The 16,609-nt window shown below is 68.0% G+C and carries 15 protein-coding genes and 1 tRNA gene; 4 read left to right on the top strand and 12 right to left on the bottom strand.

Annotated elements, in window-relative coordinates:
• Positions 1–11: 11 nt before the first annotated feature.
• The 6 genes from AC07PR_RS13490 to rpsB form a co-directional block, all read right to left on the bottom strand.
• Positions 12–845: a phosphatidate cytidylyltransferase gene (locus AC07PR_RS13490; RefSeq protein WP_483107285.1), complete on the bottom strand. Its 834-nt coding sequence runs from the start codon at positions 843–845 to the stop codon at positions 12–14.
• A 1-nt stretch (position 846) separates the two neighbouring features.
• The gene (uppS, locus tag AC07PR_RS13485) at positions 847–1,578 is read right to left on the bottom strand and encodes a polyprenyl diphosphate synthase (protein WP_377152680.1); all 732 of its coding nucleotides are present in this window, start codon (positions 1,576–1,578) and stop codon (positions 847–849) included.
• 13 nt (positions 1,579–1,591) lie between these two features.
• On the bottom strand, positions 1,592–2,152 hold the full coding sequence (gene frr, locus AC07PR_RS13480; RefSeq protein ID WP_421037958.1) for a ribosome recycling factor: 561 nt from the start codon (positions 2,150–2,152) through the stop codon (positions 1,592–1,594).
• 51 nt (positions 2,153–2,203) lie between these two features.
• On the bottom strand, positions 2,204–2,914 hold the full coding sequence (gene pyrH / locus AC07PR_RS13475) for a UMP kinase (protein ID WP_377152678.1): 711 nt from the start codon (positions 2,912–2,914) through the stop codon (positions 2,204–2,206).
• A 107-nt stretch (positions 2,915–3,021) separates the two neighbouring features.
• Entirely contained in the window at positions 3,022–3,918 is an 897-nt protein-coding gene (gene tsf / locus AC07PR_RS13470) for a translation elongation factor Ts (RefSeq protein ID WP_331614127.1), read from the bottom strand.
• Positions 3,919–4,036: 118 nt separating this feature from the next.
• On the bottom strand, positions 4,037–4,783 hold the full coding sequence (gene rpsB / locus AC07PR_RS13465) for a 30S ribosomal protein S2 (protein ID WP_377152676.1): 747 nt from the start codon (positions 4,781–4,783) through the stop codon (positions 4,037–4,039).
• 214 nt (positions 4,784–4,997) lie between these two features.
• On the opposite strand from rpsB, the gene AC07PR_RS13460 reads away from it, so the two are divergent.
• From AC07PR_RS13460 to AC07PR_RS13450, 3 genes are read left to right on the top strand one after another with little or no spacing between them, the layout of a single operon-like run.
• Positions 4,998–6,353: an amidase gene (locus AC07PR_RS13460; RefSeq protein WP_495135583.1), complete on the top strand. Its 1,356-nt coding sequence runs from the start codon at positions 4,998–5,000 to the stop codon at positions 6,351–6,353.
• Position 6,354: 1 nt separating this feature from the next.
• The gene (locus AC07PR_RS13455; RefSeq protein ID WP_495135582.1) at positions 6,355–7,560 is read left to right on the top strand and encodes an FAD-dependent oxidoreductase; all 1,206 of its coding nucleotides are present in this window, start codon (positions 6,355–6,357) and stop codon (positions 7,558–7,560) included.
• A 26-nt stretch (positions 7,561–7,586) separates the two neighbouring features.
• Positions 7,587–9,101: an NAD(P)H-hydrate dehydratase gene (locus AC07PR_RS13450; protein WP_495135581.1), complete on the top strand. Its 1,515-nt coding sequence runs from the start codon at positions 7,587–7,589 to the stop codon at positions 9,099–9,101.
• A 125-nt stretch (positions 9,102–9,226) separates the two neighbouring features.
• Here AC07PR_RS13450 and rnr read toward each other — a convergent pair whose 3' ends face one another.
• The gene (gene rnr, locus AC07PR_RS13445) at positions 9,227–11,635 is read right to left on the bottom strand and encodes a ribonuclease R (RefSeq protein ID WP_495135580.1); all 2,409 of its coding nucleotides are present in this window, start codon (positions 11,633–11,635) and stop codon (positions 9,227–9,229) included.
• A gap of 183 nt (positions 11,636–11,818) precedes the next feature.
• Between rnr and AC07PR_RS13440 the strand changes: the two genes are divergently transcribed.
• Positions 11,819–11,903, top strand: a tRNA-Leu gene (locus AC07PR_RS13440).
• A gap of 199 nt (positions 11,904–12,102) precedes the next feature.
• Here the strand turns inward: AC07PR_RS13440 and AC07PR_RS13435 are convergent.
• The 5 genes from AC07PR_RS13435 to hflC form a co-directional block, all read right to left on the bottom strand.
• Positions 12,103–12,624, bottom strand: a complete 522-nt coding sequence (locus tag AC07PR_RS13435; RefSeq protein ID WP_067275520.1) for a phosphoribosyltransferase — start codon at positions 12,622–12,624, stop codon at positions 12,103–12,105.
• A 72-nt stretch (positions 12,625–12,696) separates the two neighbouring features.
• The gene (locus AC07PR_RS13430; RefSeq protein ID WP_377152668.1) at positions 12,697–14,034 is read right to left on the bottom strand and encodes an adenylosuccinate synthase; all 1,338 of its coding nucleotides are present in this window, start codon (positions 14,032–14,034) and stop codon (positions 12,697–12,699) included.
• A 52-nt stretch (positions 14,035–14,086) separates the two neighbouring features.
• On the bottom strand, positions 14,087–15,250 hold the full coding sequence (locus AC07PR_RS13425; RefSeq protein WP_495135579.1) for an ATP phosphoribosyltransferase regulatory subunit: 1,164 nt from the start codon (positions 15,248–15,250) through the stop codon (positions 14,087–14,089).
• A 174-nt stretch (positions 15,251–15,424) separates the two neighbouring features.
• Complete coding sequence (locus AC07PR_RS13420; RefSeq protein WP_377152664.1) at positions 15,425–15,610, bottom strand: DUF2065 domain-containing protein; 186 nt, start codon at positions 15,608–15,610, stop codon at positions 15,425–15,427.
• A gap of 89 nt (positions 15,611–15,699) precedes the next feature.
• The gene (gene hflC / locus AC07PR_RS13415; protein ID WP_495135578.1) at positions 15,700–16,599 is read right to left on the bottom strand and encodes a protease modulator HflC; all 900 of its coding nucleotides are present in this window, start codon (positions 16,597–16,599) and stop codon (positions 15,700–15,702) included.
• Positions 16,600–16,609 lie beyond the last annotated feature (10 nt).

The raw sequence follows: 16,609 nt of genomic DNA, 5'->3' as shown, positions 1-16,609 counted from the left end.
GATCCGGAGGATCAGAGGGAGGTCAGCGCCAAGGCCAGGGGCAGCACCGGCAGCAGCGCGTCGACACGGTCCAGGACGCCGCCGTGGCCGGGCAGCAGCTGGCTGCTGTCCTTGGCGCCGGCGGCCCGCTTGACCAGGGATTCGAACAGATCGCCGACGACGCTCATCGCCGACAGGAAGACCAGCGCCAGCAGCGACACGATGCCGATGCGCTTGACCAGCACCGTGTACAGCGAGGCCGAATCCACGGGGACACGCACGTCGATCACATGGACCCAGACGAAGCCCAGCACAATCACGCCGACGAGGCCGCCGATCGCGCCTTCCCAGCTCTTGCCCGGGCTGATCGCCGGCGCGAGCTTGCGCTTGCCGAAGGCCTTGCCGGCGAAGTACGCGGCGATGTCGGCCATCCAGACCAGGCACATCGCCGACAGCAGGAAGTTGATGCCGCGCTGCCGCGCGACGATCAGCGCCAGCCAGGCGGCCCACAGCAGCACCGCGCCGAGCACGAGTCTGAGCACGGGCGACAGCTTCGGCCATCCGGCGACGCCGGCCGCCAGCGCACGCACGCCGCCGAGCACCCAGATCCCGCCGGCCAGCCACCAGCACCAGGCCGGCACGTTGAAACCGACGGCGTAGAAGGTCGCCGCACAGGCCGCCGCGAGCACGGCGCCGAATGCGAGCGCCGTCGCGCCGGGCTTGCCGTTCAGCCGCGACCACTCCCACCCGGCCGCCGCGATCATCACCAGCGTCAGCAGCGCGAACCACATCGGATTCGACGCGAACAGCGCCGGCAGCAGGATCGCCAACAGCACCAGGGCCGTGATCACGCGCTGAAGCAGCATCTCAAGCCTCCTGGGCGACGCCCGGAACGTTCACCCCGCCGAAGCGGCGGTCGCGCGCCCGGAACGCGGCGATCGCCTCGTCCAGCTGCGCCTCGCCGAACTCGGGCCACAGGCAGTCGGAGAACACGAACTCGGTGTACGCGGTCTGCCACAGCATGAAGTTGCTGATGCGCAGTTCGCCGCCGGTGCGGATGAAGAGGTCCGGGTCCGGCGCATAGCTCATCGCCATGAATTCGGACAGTCGGGCTTCGGTCAGCTCGTGCGCCGGGATGCCCGCCGCGATCGCCTTGCGACAGGCCTGGACGATGTCCCAGCGACCGCCGTAGTTGAACGCGACGTTCAGCGTCAGCTTGGAATTGTGGGCGGTGGAGCCCTCGGCCTCGGCCCAGGCGGCACGCAGCTTGTCGGACACCGCCTCGCGGTCGCCGACGATGCGGATGCGCACGCCCATCGCGCCCATGCGGGCCAGGTAGCGCGACACCGCCGCCAGCACCAGGCCCATCAGGCCGGACACCTCGTCGCTGGGACGCTTCCAGTTCTCGCTGGAGAAGGCGAAGACGGTGAGGTACTCGATCTCTCGATCGATGCAGGCCTGGACCACCCGCACCAGGGCGTCCACGCCCTGCTTGTGGCCGAAGAAACGCGGGAGGAAGCGCTTCTTCGCCCAACGACCGTTGCCATCCATGACGATGGCCACATGGCGGGGCACTCCCGCCTTGCTGTCGGCGCTCACGAGGATGCGACGATCAGACGGCCATGATCTCGGCTTCCTTGGCCGAGAGCAGCTTGTCGATGTCCGAGACGACGCGGTCCGTCAGCTTCTGGACTTCGTCCTGGCTGCGGCGCTCGTCGTCCTCGGTGATGACCTTGTCCTTGGCCATCTTCTTCGCCTGCTCGTTGGCGTCGCGACGCAGGTTGCGCACGGCCACCTTCGCATCCTCGGCGGCGCCCTTGGAGACCTTCACCAGGTCGCGGCGGCGTTCTTCCGACAGCGGCGGCATCGGCACGCGGATCAGGTCGCCCATCGACGACGGGTTCAGGCCCAGGTCCGATTCGCGGATGGCCTTCTCGATCTTCTGGCTCATGCCCTTTTCCCAGGGCTGCACGCTGACCGTGCGGGCGTCCAGCAGCGTGACGTTGGCCACCTGCGAGATGGGGACCATCGAGCCGTAGTAGTCCACATGCACCTGGTCCAGCAGGCCCGGGTGGGCGCGGCCGGTGCGGATCTTCTGCAGTTCGTTCTTGAACGCCTCGACGGACTTGGCCATCTTGGCTTCGACGTTCTTCTTGATGTCGGCGATGCTCATGTTCTTTTCCTCGATCAGGGGGGCGGCGTGGTCTCTAACGCGCCAGCCCGGTCAGACGTGCACCAGCGTGCCCTCGTCCTCACCCATCACGACGCGCTTCAGCGCGCCCGGCTTGAAGATCGAGAACACCCGGATGGGCAGCTTCTGGTCGCGGCACAGCGCGAAGGCGGTCGCGTCCAGCACTTGCAGGTTCTTGCCGATGGCCTCGTCGAAGCTGATGCGCGAGTAGCGCGTGGCCGTCGGGTCCTTCTTCGGGTCGGCGGTGTAGACGCCGTCGACCTTGGTCGCCTTCAGCACGATCTCGGCGCCGATCTCGGCGCCGCGCAGCGCGGCGGCCGTGTCGGTCGTGAAGAAGGGGTTGCCGGTGCCGGCCGCGAAGACGACGACCTTGCCTTCTTCCAGGTACTGCAGCGCCTTGGGACGCACATAGGGTTCGACGACCTGCTCGATCGCGATCGCCGACATGACGCGCGCGGTCATGCCTTCCTGGCGCATCGTGTCGGCCAGGGCCAGCGAGTTCATCACCGTCGCCAACATGCCCATGTAGTCGGCCGTCGCGCGGTCCATGCCGACCGCGCCGCCCGCCACGCCGCGGAAGATGTTCCCGCCGCCGATGACGACCGCCACCTCGACGCCGAGCTTCGTCACTTCCTGGATTTCCTGGACCATGCGCACGATGGTCGCGCGGTTGATGCCGTAGGCGTCGTCGCCCATCAGGGCTTCTCCGGAAAGCTTGAGCAGGATGCGTTTGTGGGCGGGCATTGTTACCTCGTCAGTACGGCCGATGGAGGGAGTGTCGTGCGTAGGCCTGCTGGCGCAAGCGCACAAGTGTAAAGGGCGCCAGAGGCGCCCTTTTTGAGTCGCGACGCTTATTGCTGCTTGCTTGCAGCCGCCACCTGGGCAGCCACTTCGGCAGCGAAGTCGTCGACCTTCTTCTCGATGCCTTCGCCCACGACGTACAGGGTGAACGACTTCACCGTCGTGGCCTTGTCCTTGAGCATCTGCGCGACGGTCTGCTTGCCGTCGGCGGCCTTCACGAAGACCTGGTCCTGCAGCGAGACTTCCTTCAGGAACTTCTGCACCGAGCCTTCGACCATCTTGGCGACGATCTCGGCCGGCTTGCCGGACTCGGCGGCCTTCTCGGCGGCGATCTTGCGTTCCTTCTCGACCAGCTCGGCCGGGACTTCGGCGGACGACAACGCGGCCGGCTTCATCGCGGCGACGTGCATCGCGACGTCCTTGGCGGCGACTTCGTCACCGTCGAACTCGACCATCACGCCGATGCGGGTGCCGTGCAGGTAGGAGGCCAGCTTGGCGCCTTCGTAGCGCTTGAAGCGGCGGATCGTCATGTTCTCGCCGATCTTGCCGATCAGGCCGGCGCGCACGTCCTCGACCGTCGGGCCGAAGCCTTCCTGCGACAGCGGCAGGGCGGACAGGGCGGCGATGTCGGCGGGGTTGCTGTCGACGATCAGACCGGCCAGCGCGTTCACGAACGCCAGGAAGGCGTCGTTCTTCGACACGAAGTCGGTTTCGCAGTTGACTTCGATCAGCGCGCCGGCGTTGCCCTTCACGGCCGCGGCGACGACGCCTTCGGCGGTCACGCGCGAGGCGGCCTTGCCGGCCTTGCTGCCCAGCTTGACGCGCAGGATCTCTTCAGCGCGGGTCATGTCGCCGTCGGCTTCGGTCAGCGCCTTCTTGCACTCCATCATCGGGGAGTCGGTGCGGGCGCGCAGCTCGGCGACCATGCTTGCGGTAATTGCTGCCATTTCAATCTCCGTATGTCGCGGCCCGGAACGACCCGGCACCGCTGAAATCTGAATCTGCTTGGACGAAGGGGGCTGAATCAGCCCCCTTGTCAGAACCCGTCGAGGGTCAGGGCCTGGATCAGGCGCCTTCGTTCACTTCGACGAACTCGTCGCCTTCAGCGGCGACGGCCGTGACGACTTCGTTCGACGAGTTGGCGCGGCCTTCCAGCACGGCGTCGGCGACAGCCTTGGCGTACAGGGCGACAGCCTTGGCCGAGTCGTCGTTGCCCGGGATGACGTAGTCGATGCCTTCGGGCGAGTGGTTGGTGTCCACGACGCCGATGACCGGGATGCCCAGCTTCTTGGCTTCCAGGACGGCGATCTTGTGATAGCCGACGTCGATGACGAACAGGGCGTCCGGCAGCGCGACCATGTCCTGGATGCCGCCGATGTTCTTCTCGAGCTTGTTGATGTCGCGCGTGAACATCAGGGCTTCCTTCTTGATCGCGGGCTGGGTGCCGGCGTCGATCTGGGCCTGCATGTCCTTGAGGCGCTTCAGCGAGGTCTTGACCGTCTTGAAGTTGGTCAGCGTGCCGCCCAGCCAACGCTGGTTGACGCTCGGGACGCCGGCGCGCTCAGCTTCGGCGGCGACGATGTCGCGGGCCTGGCGCTTGGTGCCGACCATCAGGATCGTGCCGCGCTTGGAGGCCAGCTGGCGCACGAACTTCAGGGCTTCCTCGAACGCGGGCAGCGTCTTCTCGAGGTTGATGATGTGGATCTTGTTGCGATGGCCGTAGATATACGGGGCCATCTTGGGATTCCAGAAGCGGGTCTGGTGGCCGAAATGGACGCCGGCTTCCAGCATCTCACGCATCGTGACGGACATAAGTAACTCCGAAGGTTGGTTCTAGAATCCGGCACGAATTGCGACGTCTGCTTGTACGTTGCAACACCTTGATTCGCCGGACTCGCGAATTTGCGATCGATGGACAGGCCTTGAACAAGTCTGGGCCCCAACCACCTGCCGCGTTCTCCACCGGACTCCAGCCCCAACGGCTGGCTTATCCGGGAAAAACCCGACGAGTATAACCCGTTTTTGCATGCCGATCGACCTGACCGAGGCGCTCGCCTCCCTGCGTTTGGGCCGCCACGCCGCGCGCAGCCTGCTGGACGAGAGCCTGGCGCTTGCCGACGCCGCCGCGTGCGAGCATGTCTTCCTGCGCCGCTTCGATGAGGAGGCCCGCGCGGCGGCCGACGCCTCGGATGCCGCAGTGGCTCGCGGCGGTCCCCGCCCGACGCTTGGCGGTCTGGCGGTGTCCGTCAAGGACCTGTTCGACGTCGCCGGGCAGCCGACGACCGCCGCCTCCGCCGCGATGGACGATGCGGCCCCCGCCGAACGCGATGCCCCGGTCGTCGCCCGGCTGCGCGCCGCAGGCGCCGCGCTGACCGGCCACACCAACCTGAGTGAGTTCGCCTTCTCCGGCGTCGGGATCAATCCGCATCACGGCACGCCCCGGAATCCGGTGACACACGCGATCGACGGCCTGGCGCGCATTCCCGGCGGATCGACCTCCGGCGGTGCGGTCAGCGTCGCCACCGGCGCCGCGTGGGCGGCACTCGGTTCGGACACCGGCGGGTCGCTGCGCATCCCGGCCGCGCTGCAGGGACTGGTCGGCTTCAAGAGCACGGCGCGGCTGGTGCCGCTTGACGGGTGTGTCCCGCTGTCGCCTTCGCTGGACACGGCTGGCGCGATCACGCGCTCGGTGAGGGACGCCGCGCTGCTGCACGCGGTGCTGAGCGGCGCACCGGCCGACCTCGATGAACGCCCCTTGTCGGCATGGCGTTTCGCGATCACGCCGGACTTCATGCAGGACGAGCTCGAGCCCGCGGTGGCCGCCGCATTCGAACGCGCGCTCGCGACGCTGAGCGCTGCCGGCGCCCGCATCGAGGAACGCGCGCTGCCCGCCCTGCCCCGTGTGGCGGAACTGCAAACGCAAGGCGGCATCACCGCGGCCGAGGCCTGGGCATGGCACCATGCGCGCCTCGCCGAACGCGGCGACCGCTATGACCCGCGCGTCGCGATGCGCATCCGCCGCGGCGAGGCCATCCTTCCCGCCGCCTACCAGGCGCTGCTCGACGCCCGCCGCCGCTGGATCCACGACATGACGGCCGCCATGGGCGGCATCGACGCCTTCCTCAGCCCCACCGTTCCCCTCCAAGCCCCGGAGATCGCCCCCTTGCTGCACAGCGACGACCTGTTCCTTGCCACCAATGCGCGCCTGCTGCGCAACACCGCCGTCGTGAACCTGCTCGACGGCTGCGCGATCTCGATCCCGTGCGAGCACCCCGGCGAACTGCCGGTCGGCCTGATGCTGTGGGCACCCGCGCTGCGCGATCACGCGGTGCTGAGCGCTGCGTCGAGCGTCGAGGCGGCCCTCGCCGCGGAGATCCGCTGAAATGCGGATCGCCATCATCGGAGCCGGTCTGGCCGGCGTCACCAGTGCCTACGAACTCGCGCTGCAGGGCCATGAGGTCCATGTCTTCGAACGCGACACCAGCGTCGCCACCGGCGCGAGCTTCGCGCCGCCGGGGCTGATCGCGCCGGGCCTGATGGCCGCGCGGCCCGACACGCCGCTGGCGTGGCGCGGCAAGCCGGGCCAGCTCGGCTGGAAGTTCGCGCATTGGCGCGCCGGCCGCGCGCGCGGCGTGCAGGCGATGCCGGAAGCGCTGCATGCGCTGGCGCTGCGCGGCCAGGCCGTGATGGCGGTGTGGCGGCGCGAATTGAAGATGGACGTCGAGCGTGAAGCCGGCGTGCTGCTGCTGTGGCGCACCGCCAAGGACTACAAGAGCGCAGCACCGCTGCTGGCCCGGCTGCAGGAGCGGCAGGTGCCGCATCGCGAGCTCGACGCCGACGGTTGCCGCGCGCAGGAACCCGGCCTCAACGCCGAGACCGCGCTGCACGGCGGCATCCTGCTGACGCAGGACGAGGCGGCCAATGCCCGCCAGTTCAGCCAGGCGCTGAAGCTGGAGGCGCAGCGGCTCGGCGTGCAGTGGAACTTCAACACCGATGTGCTGCGCATCGAGCCCGGCAGCCAGCCGGCCGTGCACGTGGCCGCGGGCGAGCCGCTGCGGGTGGACGCGGTGCTGGTGTGCGCCGGCAAGGGCGCGTCGCCGCTGCTCGCCGCCCAAGGGCTGAAGCTGCCGTGGGGAACGGTGCACACGCACACGCTGACGGCGCCCTTGCGCATGCTGGAGGCGCACCCGGACCTGGGGCCGCGCGCGACCGTCATCGACATGGCGCTGGGCGTCAGCCTCACGCGACTCGGTCAACGCGTGCGCGTCGGTGGGGCGAACGAGCTGGGCGGCTCGTCGTCGCAGCCGGATGGCCAGTCGATGGGCGCGCTGCACCAGGCTGCGCACGACTGGTTCCCGGGCGCCCTGCTCGCCGGCGGTCAGCAGCGGTGGAAGACCTCGCGCCTGCTGCTGCCCGACGAGCTGCCGCTGATCGGCGAGTCCGGCCTGCCCGGCGTGTGGTTGAACATCGGTCATGGCGAGCACGGCTGGACCATGGCCGGAGCCGCCGCGCAACTGTTGGCGGCCCGGCTCGCGAAGAAGGATCCGGGCATCGACGCCGCGTTGCTGGAACCGGCACGGCTCCAGTGAGCTGAGACGGGGATAGAGTCGGCGCCATGCTGCCGGTGCTGCCCACGTCCCACGACCGATCCCTTCACGACGCGCCGTCGAGCCGGCGCATCGAGGCGGCGGCGCTGTCGCTGCATCCGCCTCATACACTGATCGAGCGCGCCGGGCTTGCCGTGGCGCGTCTGGCCGTGGCACTCCGACCTTTCGGCCAGCACGCCGCGGTGTTCGCCGGTCCGGGCAACAACGGCGGAGACGGCCTCATCGCTGCCCGTCACCTGGCCGCACGTGGATGGACGGTGGACGTGCTCCTGGTCGGACCGGAACCCTCGCCGGGCAGTGACGCCGCGCATGCGCTGCACACCGCCCGGCAAGCCGGCCTGCGCCTGCACGCCGATCTCCCACACATGCCCGGGTGGGCCGATGTCACCATCGACGCCCTCCTCGGCCTCGGCGCGAACCGCGCACCCGAAGGGCCCATCGCCTCGGCCATCCAGGCCATCGACACAATGCGCGATGCCGGTGCCACGGTGCTGGCCGTCGACGTTCCCAGCGGCATCGATGTCCGCACCGGCCAGCCATTGGGCGCCGATGCCGTGCGCGCGCATCACACGCTGACCTTCCTGACTCTCAAGTCCGGCCTGTTCACCGGAGAAGGCCGTGCGCTCGCGGGGCGTGTCTGGTTCGACGATCTCGACGTGCCCGTCGACGACAAGGGCGTCGGCGTGCTCTTCGGCGCCAGCCGCATCGCGCGCTGGCAAAGCGCGTTCGCGCGTTCCGCGGCCAGCCACAAGGGACGGCATGGCGACGTCGTCGTCCTGGGCGGCGCGCCGACGATGCGCGGCGCCGCGTGGCTTGCCGCGACCTCGGCGCTGGCCGCCGGCGCGGGGCGCGTGTACGCGGCACTGCCTGACGACGACGGCCAGCCGTGGCCCGCGCGACCGGAACTCATGCATTGGGATGCCGCGCGCTGGAGCGCTTCGCCGGACACCTGGCGGGACATCGTCGCCGTGTGCGGCTGTGGCGGCGGGACAGCGATCGCGTCGGCGTTGTCGAAGGCATTGCACGGCGCGACGCGCGTCGTGCTCGATGCCGACGCTCTGAACCTGGTGGCCGCCGACGAGACACTGCAGCATGCGCTGCGCCGTCGCGCCGCGCACGGCTGGCCCACGATCCTGACGCCGCATCCTCTGGAAGCGGCGCGACTCCTGGGACTGCCGTCGGCGGCCGATGTGCAGGCCGATCGCCTGGACGCCGCGACGCAACTGGCGATGCGCTTCGCGGCGACCGTCGTGCTCAAGGGATCGGGCAGCATCGTGGTCACGCCCAAGCGGCGCCTGTCGATCAATGGCACCGGCTCATCAGCGCTGGCCACCGCAGGCACGGGCGACGTGCTGGCCGGCTGGATCGGCGGACTCTGGGCGCAGTCGCCGGGCATCGCGCCGCACGACCTCGCCTGTGCCGCCGTGACCTGGCACGGCGCGGCGGCGGAAGGTCATGCGGGTCCCCTGCTCGCCGCCGACCTGATCGACGCGATGGCCGCGCTGCACAGCCCTTCCGCCTGAACGACGGCGAGCGCGTTCGTCAGAAACACCAAGGGCCTGGCATGACCAGGCCCTTCTTCATCGGAGGCTCGATCGCGAGGGACCGACACTCGTCAGGCTGCGCTCATGCGCCGTTCATGCACCGTTCATGCGCCGCGCTTGCGCCGCGTCGTCTTCGCCGCTGGCGCGCCACTGCCCTTCGCGGCGACCGACTTCGCCGCACTGCGCGCCGTGCGTTTGGCCGCCTGGACCGGATGCGTCGACGAGCCCTTCGTCGCGCGCTCCGACTTGCGGCGCTCGGCCTTCAGCACGCGATCGGCCTGCTCGATGCGCTCGAGCGCATCGACCGCCGTCGGCGGATCAGGCGGCGGCAGCGGCATCGGCTCCACCGTCGCGGCCGGAGCCGCAGCCGCCTCGCGGCGCGCACGGTGCTCGGCGCGCTTGTCCTGCTTCCTCGCGGGACCCTTGCCATCGCCGCCACGCCGGTCGCCGAACTTGTCGCGATGGGCGCCGCGCAGCAGACGCTGCTCGTCGCCGTCGCGCACCAGCCGGAAATCGATCTTGCGGCCGTCCAGGTCGACACGGCTGACCTGAACCTGCACGCGCGCGCCGGTGGCGTAGCGGATGCCGGTGCGTTCGCCGCGGAGCTCCTGGCGGACCTCGTCGAAACGGAAGTACTCGCCGCCGAGTTCGGTGATGTGGATCAAGCCTTCGACATACAGCGCGTCGAGCTGCACGAACAGGCCGAAGCTCGTCACCGCGCTCACCGTGCCGGCGAATTCCTCGCCGAGGTGGTCGCGCATGAAGCGGCACTTCAGCCAGGCCTCGACATCGCGCGAGGCCTCGTCGGCGCGACGCTCGTTCGCGCTGCAGTGCGCGCCGACGACTTCCCAGCGCTCCGACTCGGTCGACGCGGAGGCCGGGCTCGGCGCCTTCGAGGCCGGCTTGCCCGGCCGCTTGGGCATCGGGTTCGCGGCTTCCATCTTGTGCGCGTCGAGCGCGTACTTCTTCGATCCGAGCAGCGCCTTGATCACGCGATGCACCAGCAGGTCCGGATAGCGACGGATCGGGCTGGTGAAGTGCGTGTAGGCCTGGTACGCGAGGCCGAAGTGGCCCGCGTTGGCCGGCGTGTAGATCGCCTGCTGCATCGAGCGCAGCAGCATCGTGTGGATCTGCTGGGCGTCGGGCCGGTCCTTGGTCGCCTGCGCGATCGCCTGGAATTCACCCGGCGACGGGTCGTCGCTGATCCCCATGCCGATGCCCAGCGCCCGCAGGTAGGCCTGCAGCGTGCCGCGCTTCTCGGGCGTCGGGCCCTCGTGGACGCGGTACAGCGACGCATGCTTGCCGCCGGCGATGAAATCCGCCGCGCAGACGTTGGCGGCGAGCATCGCCTCCTCGATCAGGCGGTGGGCCTCGTTGCGCGTGCGAGGCACGATCTTCTCGATGCGGCCGTTGTCGTCGCAGACGATCTGGGTCTCGGTGGTCTCGAAGTCGATCGCGCCGCGTTTCGCGCGTTGCGACAGCAGCGCGCGGTAGACCTCGTGCAGGTGCAGCAGGTGCGGCACCAGTGCCTTGCGCTTGTGGGCCTCGGGGCCGTGCGTGTTGCCGAGGATCGCCGCCACCTCGGTATAGGTGAAGCGCGCATGCGAGTTGATCACCGCCGGATAGAACTGGTAGGCGTGCAGTTCGCCGGTCTCGCTGACCAGCATGTCGCAGACCATGGACAGGCGGTCCTGCTCCGGATTCAGCGAGCACAGACCGTTCGACAGCTTCTCCGGCAGCATCGGGATGACGCGTCTGGGGAAGTAGACCGAGGTCGCGCGCTCGTAGGCATCGCGATCCAGCGGTTCGCCGGGCTTCACGTAGTGGCTGACGTCGGCGATCGCGACCAGCAGTCGCCAGCCCTGGAACGCCGTCTTGCCCCGGCCCTGCTTGTGAGGCTCGCAGTAGACCGCGTCGTCGAAGTCGCGGGCGTCCTCGCCGTCGATCGTCACCAGCGCCACGTCGCGCAGGTCGATGCGATGCTTCATGTCGACCGCGCGGACCTTGTCGGGCAGCTTCGCCGCCTGCGCGAGCGTGTCGGCGCTGAAGGCGTGCGGGACCTCGTACTTGCGCACGGCGATCTCGATCTCCATGCCGGGGTCGTCGATCTCGCCCAGCACTTCGGTCACGCGACCCACCGGCTGCGAATACAGCGACGGCGGCTCAGTCAGTTCGACGGCGACGATCTGTCCCGCGGTCGCGTTCGCGATCGCGTTCTTCGGGACCAGGATGTCCTGACCGTAGCGCTTGTCTTCAGGGGCGACGAGCCAGATGCCGGACTCGAGCAGCAGCCGGCCGATGATCGGCTTCTTGCGGCGTTCGAGGATCTCCAGCACACGGCCTTCGGGACGATTGCGCTTGTCGTGGCGCACGATGCGCACCCGCAGGCGATCGCCGTGCATGACGGCGTGCATCTCCTGCGAGGACAGATAAACGTCCGGTTGACCATCGTCGGGCATCAGGAAACCGTGCCCGTCGCGGTGACCCTGCACCGTGCCTTCGATCTCCCCCATCAGCTGAGCGCCTTGGGCGCCCTGGGGGCTTGCATTCTTGAAGTTTTTGATAGTAGAATCCTTGTCTTTCCTGAAACGCAGAAGCTCTTTTGCGTTTCGAGAAACCGAGGACTCAAGAATACTTCAAGAAGTTCTTCATGAAGTGGCTTGAGCTGGTTTCCCGAGAAGCTGGCTTCTGACCTTGCCCAGGTGGCGGAATTGGTAGACGCACTAGTTTCAGGTACTAGCGGGTAACTCCGTGGAGGTTCGAGTCCTCTCCTGGGCACCATATTCGAAAAGCCGGCTTCCAGCCGGCTTTTCTCATTCTGACGCCCAGGAAGTGATGTCCGGCGGACATCACGGAAGGACTCGAATGGTTTGGACCGTGAGGTCCAAACCGGGGTCGCGCTTGCGTGACCGAGTCCTCTCCTGCGATCACAGCGAGCGGCGCAAGCGAAAAGGGCTGACAGTTGTCAGCCCTTCGTTCATCAGATCGCGAATTTCTTCGCCAGCGCATCGGGGCGCAGCGCGTCGTAATCTTCGAACGGCTGATGAATCCACGGGCTGGTTTCCAGCATCTCGACGTAATAGTCCGGGGTGTACTCCGAAACGCTCTTCGTCCAGATCACTGCCGAACGCAGCTCGCTGATCGACGGCATGCCGCGCAGCCGTTCCACCACGGCCTTCAGCGTCACGCCAGAGTCCGCCAGGTCGTCCACCAGCAGCACGCGGCCAGCCAGTTCGCCCTTGGGCATGGTGATGTACTTGGCGATGTCCAGACGCCCCTGGATCGTGCCCGCTTCCGCGCGATACGAGCTGGTGGACATGATGCCCAGCGGCTTGTCGAACACGCGCGACAGCACGTCGCCGGGACGCATCCCGCCGCGCGCCAGACACAGGATCTGGTCGAACTCCCAGCCGGAGGCATGCACCTTCAGCGCCAGGCGTTCGATCAACAGGTGGTATTCATCCCACGACACGTACAGATGTTTGCCGTCGTCGGTCAACATGGGGGAGGCTCCTCAGCGATGGATGGGGTCAGGTCTGGATAAGACGGAAAACGACAGGGGCCGAGCGATCGCTCAGTCCTTGAACGGATGCTGCAGCAGGATGGTGTGTTCGCGATCGGGGCCGGTGGACACCATGGCGATCGGCGCGCCGATCACCTCTTCCACGCGCTTCAGGTAGGCGATCGCGTTGGCCGGCAGCTGATCCCACTTCGTGATGCCGAAGGTCGACTCGGTCCAGCCGGGGAAGACTTCATAGACCGGCTTGCACGCGACGATCTCGTCGGCGTCCAGCGGCAGGATGTCGATCTGCTTGCCGTCGAGCTCATAGCCCACGCACATGTTGATCTCGGCCAGGCCGTCCAGCACGTCCAGCTTGGTCAGGCACAGGCCGGTGATGCCGTTGATGATGATCGAGCGCTTCAGCGCAGCCGCATCCAGCCAGCCGCAGCGGCGGGCGCGACCGGTGACGGTGCCGCGCTCCTGGCCGACCGTCGAGAGGTGGTGACCGACGGTGCCCGGCGTCTCCCAGTCCAGCTCGGTCGGGAACGGACCCGAGCCCACGCGCGTGGCGTAGGCCTTCGTGATGCCCAGCATGTAATGCAGCATCTGCGGACCCACGCCGGCGCCCGCGGCGGCGTTGCCGGCCACGCAGTTGCTCGAGGTCACGTACGGATAGGTGCCGTGGTCGATGTCCAGCAGCGTGCCTTGCGCGCCTTCGAACAGGATGTTCTGGCCGGCCTGATGCGCCTTGTGCAGCATGTAGCCGACGTCGGCCATCATCGGCCGGATCTGGTCGGCCAGCGACATCGCATGGTCGAAGATCGGCTGGAACTCCAGCGCCTTGCCGTTCAGGTAACCGGTCAGCGCGACGTTGTGCAGGTCGATCAGTTCCTTGAGCTTCTTCGCGAAACGGTCCGGATGCTTCAGGTCCTGCACGCGCAGCGCGCGACGGGCGACCTTGTCCTCATACGCCGGGCCGATGCCCTTGCCGGTCGTGCCGATCTTGCCGCTGCCGCTGCTCTCGCGCAGCGCCTCGCGGGCGCGGTCGACCTCGACGTGGAACGGCATGATCAGCGGGCAGGACTCGCTGATGTACAGGCGCGAACGCACCTCGACGCCGGCCTTCTCCAGGCGCTCGATCTCCGACAGCAGATGGGTCGGGTCCAGCACCACGCCGTTGCCGATGTAGCAGGCGACGCCGTCGCGCATGATGCCCGACGGGATCAGCTGCAGCGCCGTCTTCACGCCCTTGATGACCAGCGTGTGGCCGGCGTTGTGGCCGCCCTGGAAACGCACCACGCCTTGCGCGTGGTCGGTCAGCCAGTCGACGACCTTGCCCTTGCCTTCGTCACCCCATTGGGTGCCGACGACCACCACATTGCGCCCGCGCGCGATCTCACTGCTTTGCATGTCGTTCATCCGATGATTTGGAGGTTGAGGGTGGAGGGGCGAATCGCGTCGCTCACAGCGATCGCAGCACCCATTGACCGCCGGACTGCACCAGCTCGCGGTCGCATTCGAATTCGTCGTTCTCTTGCTCGTGGCCCGGCAGGACGCAGACCACCGTCTCGCCCTGCTCGCGCAGACGGCGGACCGCCGCGCGCAGGTCGGGATCCTCGCCCCACGGGGCGCGCACCGCGGCCCGCAGCGACGTGGCGGGGATCAGTCCCACCAGCGTCTTCAGGTCCAGGCTGAAACCGACAGCGGGACGACGCCGGCCGAAGACCGCGCCGACCTCGTCGTAGCGGCCGCCGCGCAGCACCGCATCGCTGCCGCCTTCCGCATACAGCGCGAAGCGGACGCCGCTGTAGTAGCCGAAGCCCGGCAGATCCGCCAGATCGACACCGATGCGAACGTCGGGATACGCCGCGCGCAGGTGACGGACCAGCCACTCCAGGTCGTCCAGCGCGGCCGTGACCAGCGCATTGACCGGCAGCGCGCGACGCGCGTCCGCCAGCACCTCGACACCGCCATACAGGCGCAGCAGTGTCTGCAGCGCGGCGACGACGTCGTCGGGCAATTCATTGGAGAACGCCGCCACGCCGGCAGCGTCCTTGGCGGCCATCGCCGCCACCAGTGCGCTCAGACGGTCCTCGCCCAGCGCATGCTCGCCGAGCACGCCGCGCACCAGGCGCGCGTCGCCCAGGTCCAGCACCAGGCGCGTGACGCCGGCGCGTTGCATCGCATCGATGGCCAGTTCCTGCGCTTCGAGATCGGCTTCGAGACCGGCATGGCCGTAGATCTCGACGCCGAACTGGAGCGGCTCCCGCGTCGCGGTCAGGCCTTCGGCGCGCGTGTGCAGCACCGGGCCGCAGTAGCACAGGCGCGTCACGCCGGCGCGGTTCAGCAGGTGGGCATCGATGCGGGCGACCTGCGGGGTCGTGTCCGCGCGCAGGCCCAGGCTGCGACCGGAGAGCTGGTCGACGAGCTTGAAGGTCTTGAGATCCAGCGCCTGGCCGGTGCCGGAAAGCAGCGAGTCGAGATGCTCCAGCATGGGAGGCATCACCAGCTCGCAACCGTAGGTCCGCGCCATGTCCAGCAATTCGCGCCGCAGTTCTTCGATGCGGCGAGCCTGGGAGGGCAGGACGTCAGCAATGTGCTCGGGCAGCAGCCAAGCAGAGGCCATGGACGTTCAGGGAGGGGGTTAAAAACGGCATTGTACCGGGGTCGCGACGCGCCTCGACCGCCAGAACCCTCAGGCGAGGGTCCGGCGCGGGTTCGTCAACGATCCAGCAAGGCTTCGTGACGGGCCGCGCAGCCCGCTCACCGTCTTGTGCGCCGTGCTGCTGACCCGCAATGCTCAGAGCAAGAGCAGCAGCAGGCCGCCGCACAACAGACTGGCCAGGCCGAGGAATCTCAGCTGGCCGTCGCTCATGGCCAACAGCTTCGAGAACAACTGGCGCCACGCGTCGGGATTCAGGAAAGGCAACAGCCCCTCCATGATCAGCAGCAGCGCCAGCGCCGCCAGCCACTTGTCGCCGTTCATGATGGGGCCGCCCTCCCCGGCTGCTGCCGGTCAGCCTGCTGACGAGGGCCGGTCGACCCGGAGGTCGTCAGGGCCGGCCCTTCCAGAACTCACTTCTTCGGCGCAGGCGCTGCGAGGGCGCCGGGGCCACCGTTGCGCATCGCGTTGAAGAAGGGGCTCGACGGGTCGAGCACCATCACATCGCTCTTGCCCTTGAACGACGCCTGGTAGGCATCGAGCGAGCGATAGAACTGCGCGAATTGAGGATCGCGACTGAAGGCCTCCGAATACAGCGCCGCCGCCTTGGCGTCACCCTCGCCCTTGATTTTCTGCGCGTCGCTGTAGGCCTCGGCGGTGATCACGTCGCGCTGCTTGTCGGCATCGGCCTTGATCTTTTCGCCTTCGGCCGCGCCGGTGGAGCGCTGCTCGTTGGCGGCGCGGGCGCGTTCCGTCTTCATCCGGTTGTAGACGGCCTCGGTGATGTTGGCCGCGAAGTCCACGCGCTTGACGCGCACGTCCACGATCTCGATGCCCAGCTCCTTGGCGGTGCCCTCCAGGCGCTTGCGGACGTCCAGCATGACCTTCTCGCGCTCGGTGGCCAGCACGGCGGCCACGGTGCGCTTGGTCACCTCCTCGTTCATCGCGGAATTGACCACCGGGCTCAGTCTCGATTCGAGATTGCGCAGCTGGCTGCCGTTGTTGCGGATGAACTGCTTGGGATCGACGATGCGCCACTTGACCAGCCAGTCGACGACCAGGCTCTTCTTTTCGGCGGTGAAGATGGCGCGGGGCTCGGACGAGTCCAGCGTCTGGACGCGGCGGTCCAGGAAGACCACGTTCTGCAGGGGCGGCGGCAGCTTGAATTTCAGGCCGGGTTCGGCGATCACGTCCTTGATCTCGCCCAGCGAGTAGACGACCGCGTACTGACGCTGGTCGACGACGAACAAGGTCGAGCTGGCGATCATGAACAGGATCAGCAGACCGACGACGACGGAGACGATGCGATTCATTGTTGTGGGC

This window comes from Roseateles sp. GW821-FHT09H11, from assembly GCF_059415845.1.
This window is presented reverse-complemented; position numbering and strand designations above follow the sequence as displayed.

Bases quoted from the DNA above. Each gene is read 5' to 3' on its own strand.
- AC07PR_RS13460 (WP_495135583.1), top strand. From the start codon at position 4,998: ATGCCGATCGACCTGACCGAGGCGCTCGCCTCCCTGCGTTTGGGCCGC.
- hflC (WP_495135578.1), bottom strand. From the start codon at position 16,599: ATGAATCGCATCGTCTCCGTCGTCGTCGGTCTGCTGATCCTGTTCATG.
- AC07PR_RS13420 (WP_377152664.1), bottom strand. From the start codon at position 15,610: ATGAACGGCGACAAGTGGCTGGCGGCGCTGGCGCTGCTGCTGATCATG.
- rnr (WP_495135580.1), bottom strand. From the start codon at position 11,635: ATGGGGGAGATCGAAGGCACGGTGCAGGGTCACCGCGACGGGCACGGT.
- AC07PR_RS13455 (WP_495135582.1), top strand. From the start codon at position 6,355: ATGCGGATCGCCATCATCGGAGCCGGTCTGGCCGGCGTCACCAGTGCC.
- pyrH (WP_377152678.1), bottom strand. From the start codon at position 2,914: ATGCCCGCCCACAAACGCATCCTGCTCAAGCTTTCCGGAGAAGCCCTG.
- AC07PR_RS13435 (WP_067275520.1), bottom strand. From the start codon at position 12,624: ATGTTGACCGACGACGGCAAACATCTGTACGTGTCGTGGGATGAATAC.
- AC07PR_RS13430 (WP_377152668.1), bottom strand. From the start codon at position 14,034: ATGCAAAGCAGTGAGATCGCGCGCGGGCGCAATGTGGTGGTCGTCGGC.
- AC07PR_RS13425 (WP_495135579.1), bottom strand. From the start codon at position 15,250: ATGGCCTCTGCTTGGCTGCTGCCCGAGCACATTGCTGACGTCCTGCCC.
- AC07PR_RS13490 (WP_483107285.1), bottom strand. From the start codon at position 845: ATGCTGCTTCAGCGCGTGATCACGGCCCTGGTGCTGTTGGCGATCCTG.
- tsf (WP_331614127.1), bottom strand. From the start codon at position 3,918: ATGGCAGCAATTACCGCAAGCATGGTCGCCGAGCTGCGCGCCCGCACC.
- frr (WP_421037958.1), bottom strand. From the start codon at position 2,152: ATGAGCATCGCCGACATCAAGAAGAACGTCGAAGCCAAGATGGCCAAG.
- AC07PR_RS13450 (WP_495135581.1), top strand. From the start codon at position 7,587: ATGCTGCCGGTGCTGCCCACGTCCCACGACCGATCCCTTCACGACGCG.
- rpsB (WP_377152676.1), bottom strand. From the start codon at position 4,783: ATGTCCGTCACGATGCGTGAGATGCTGGAAGCCGGCGTCCATTTCGGC.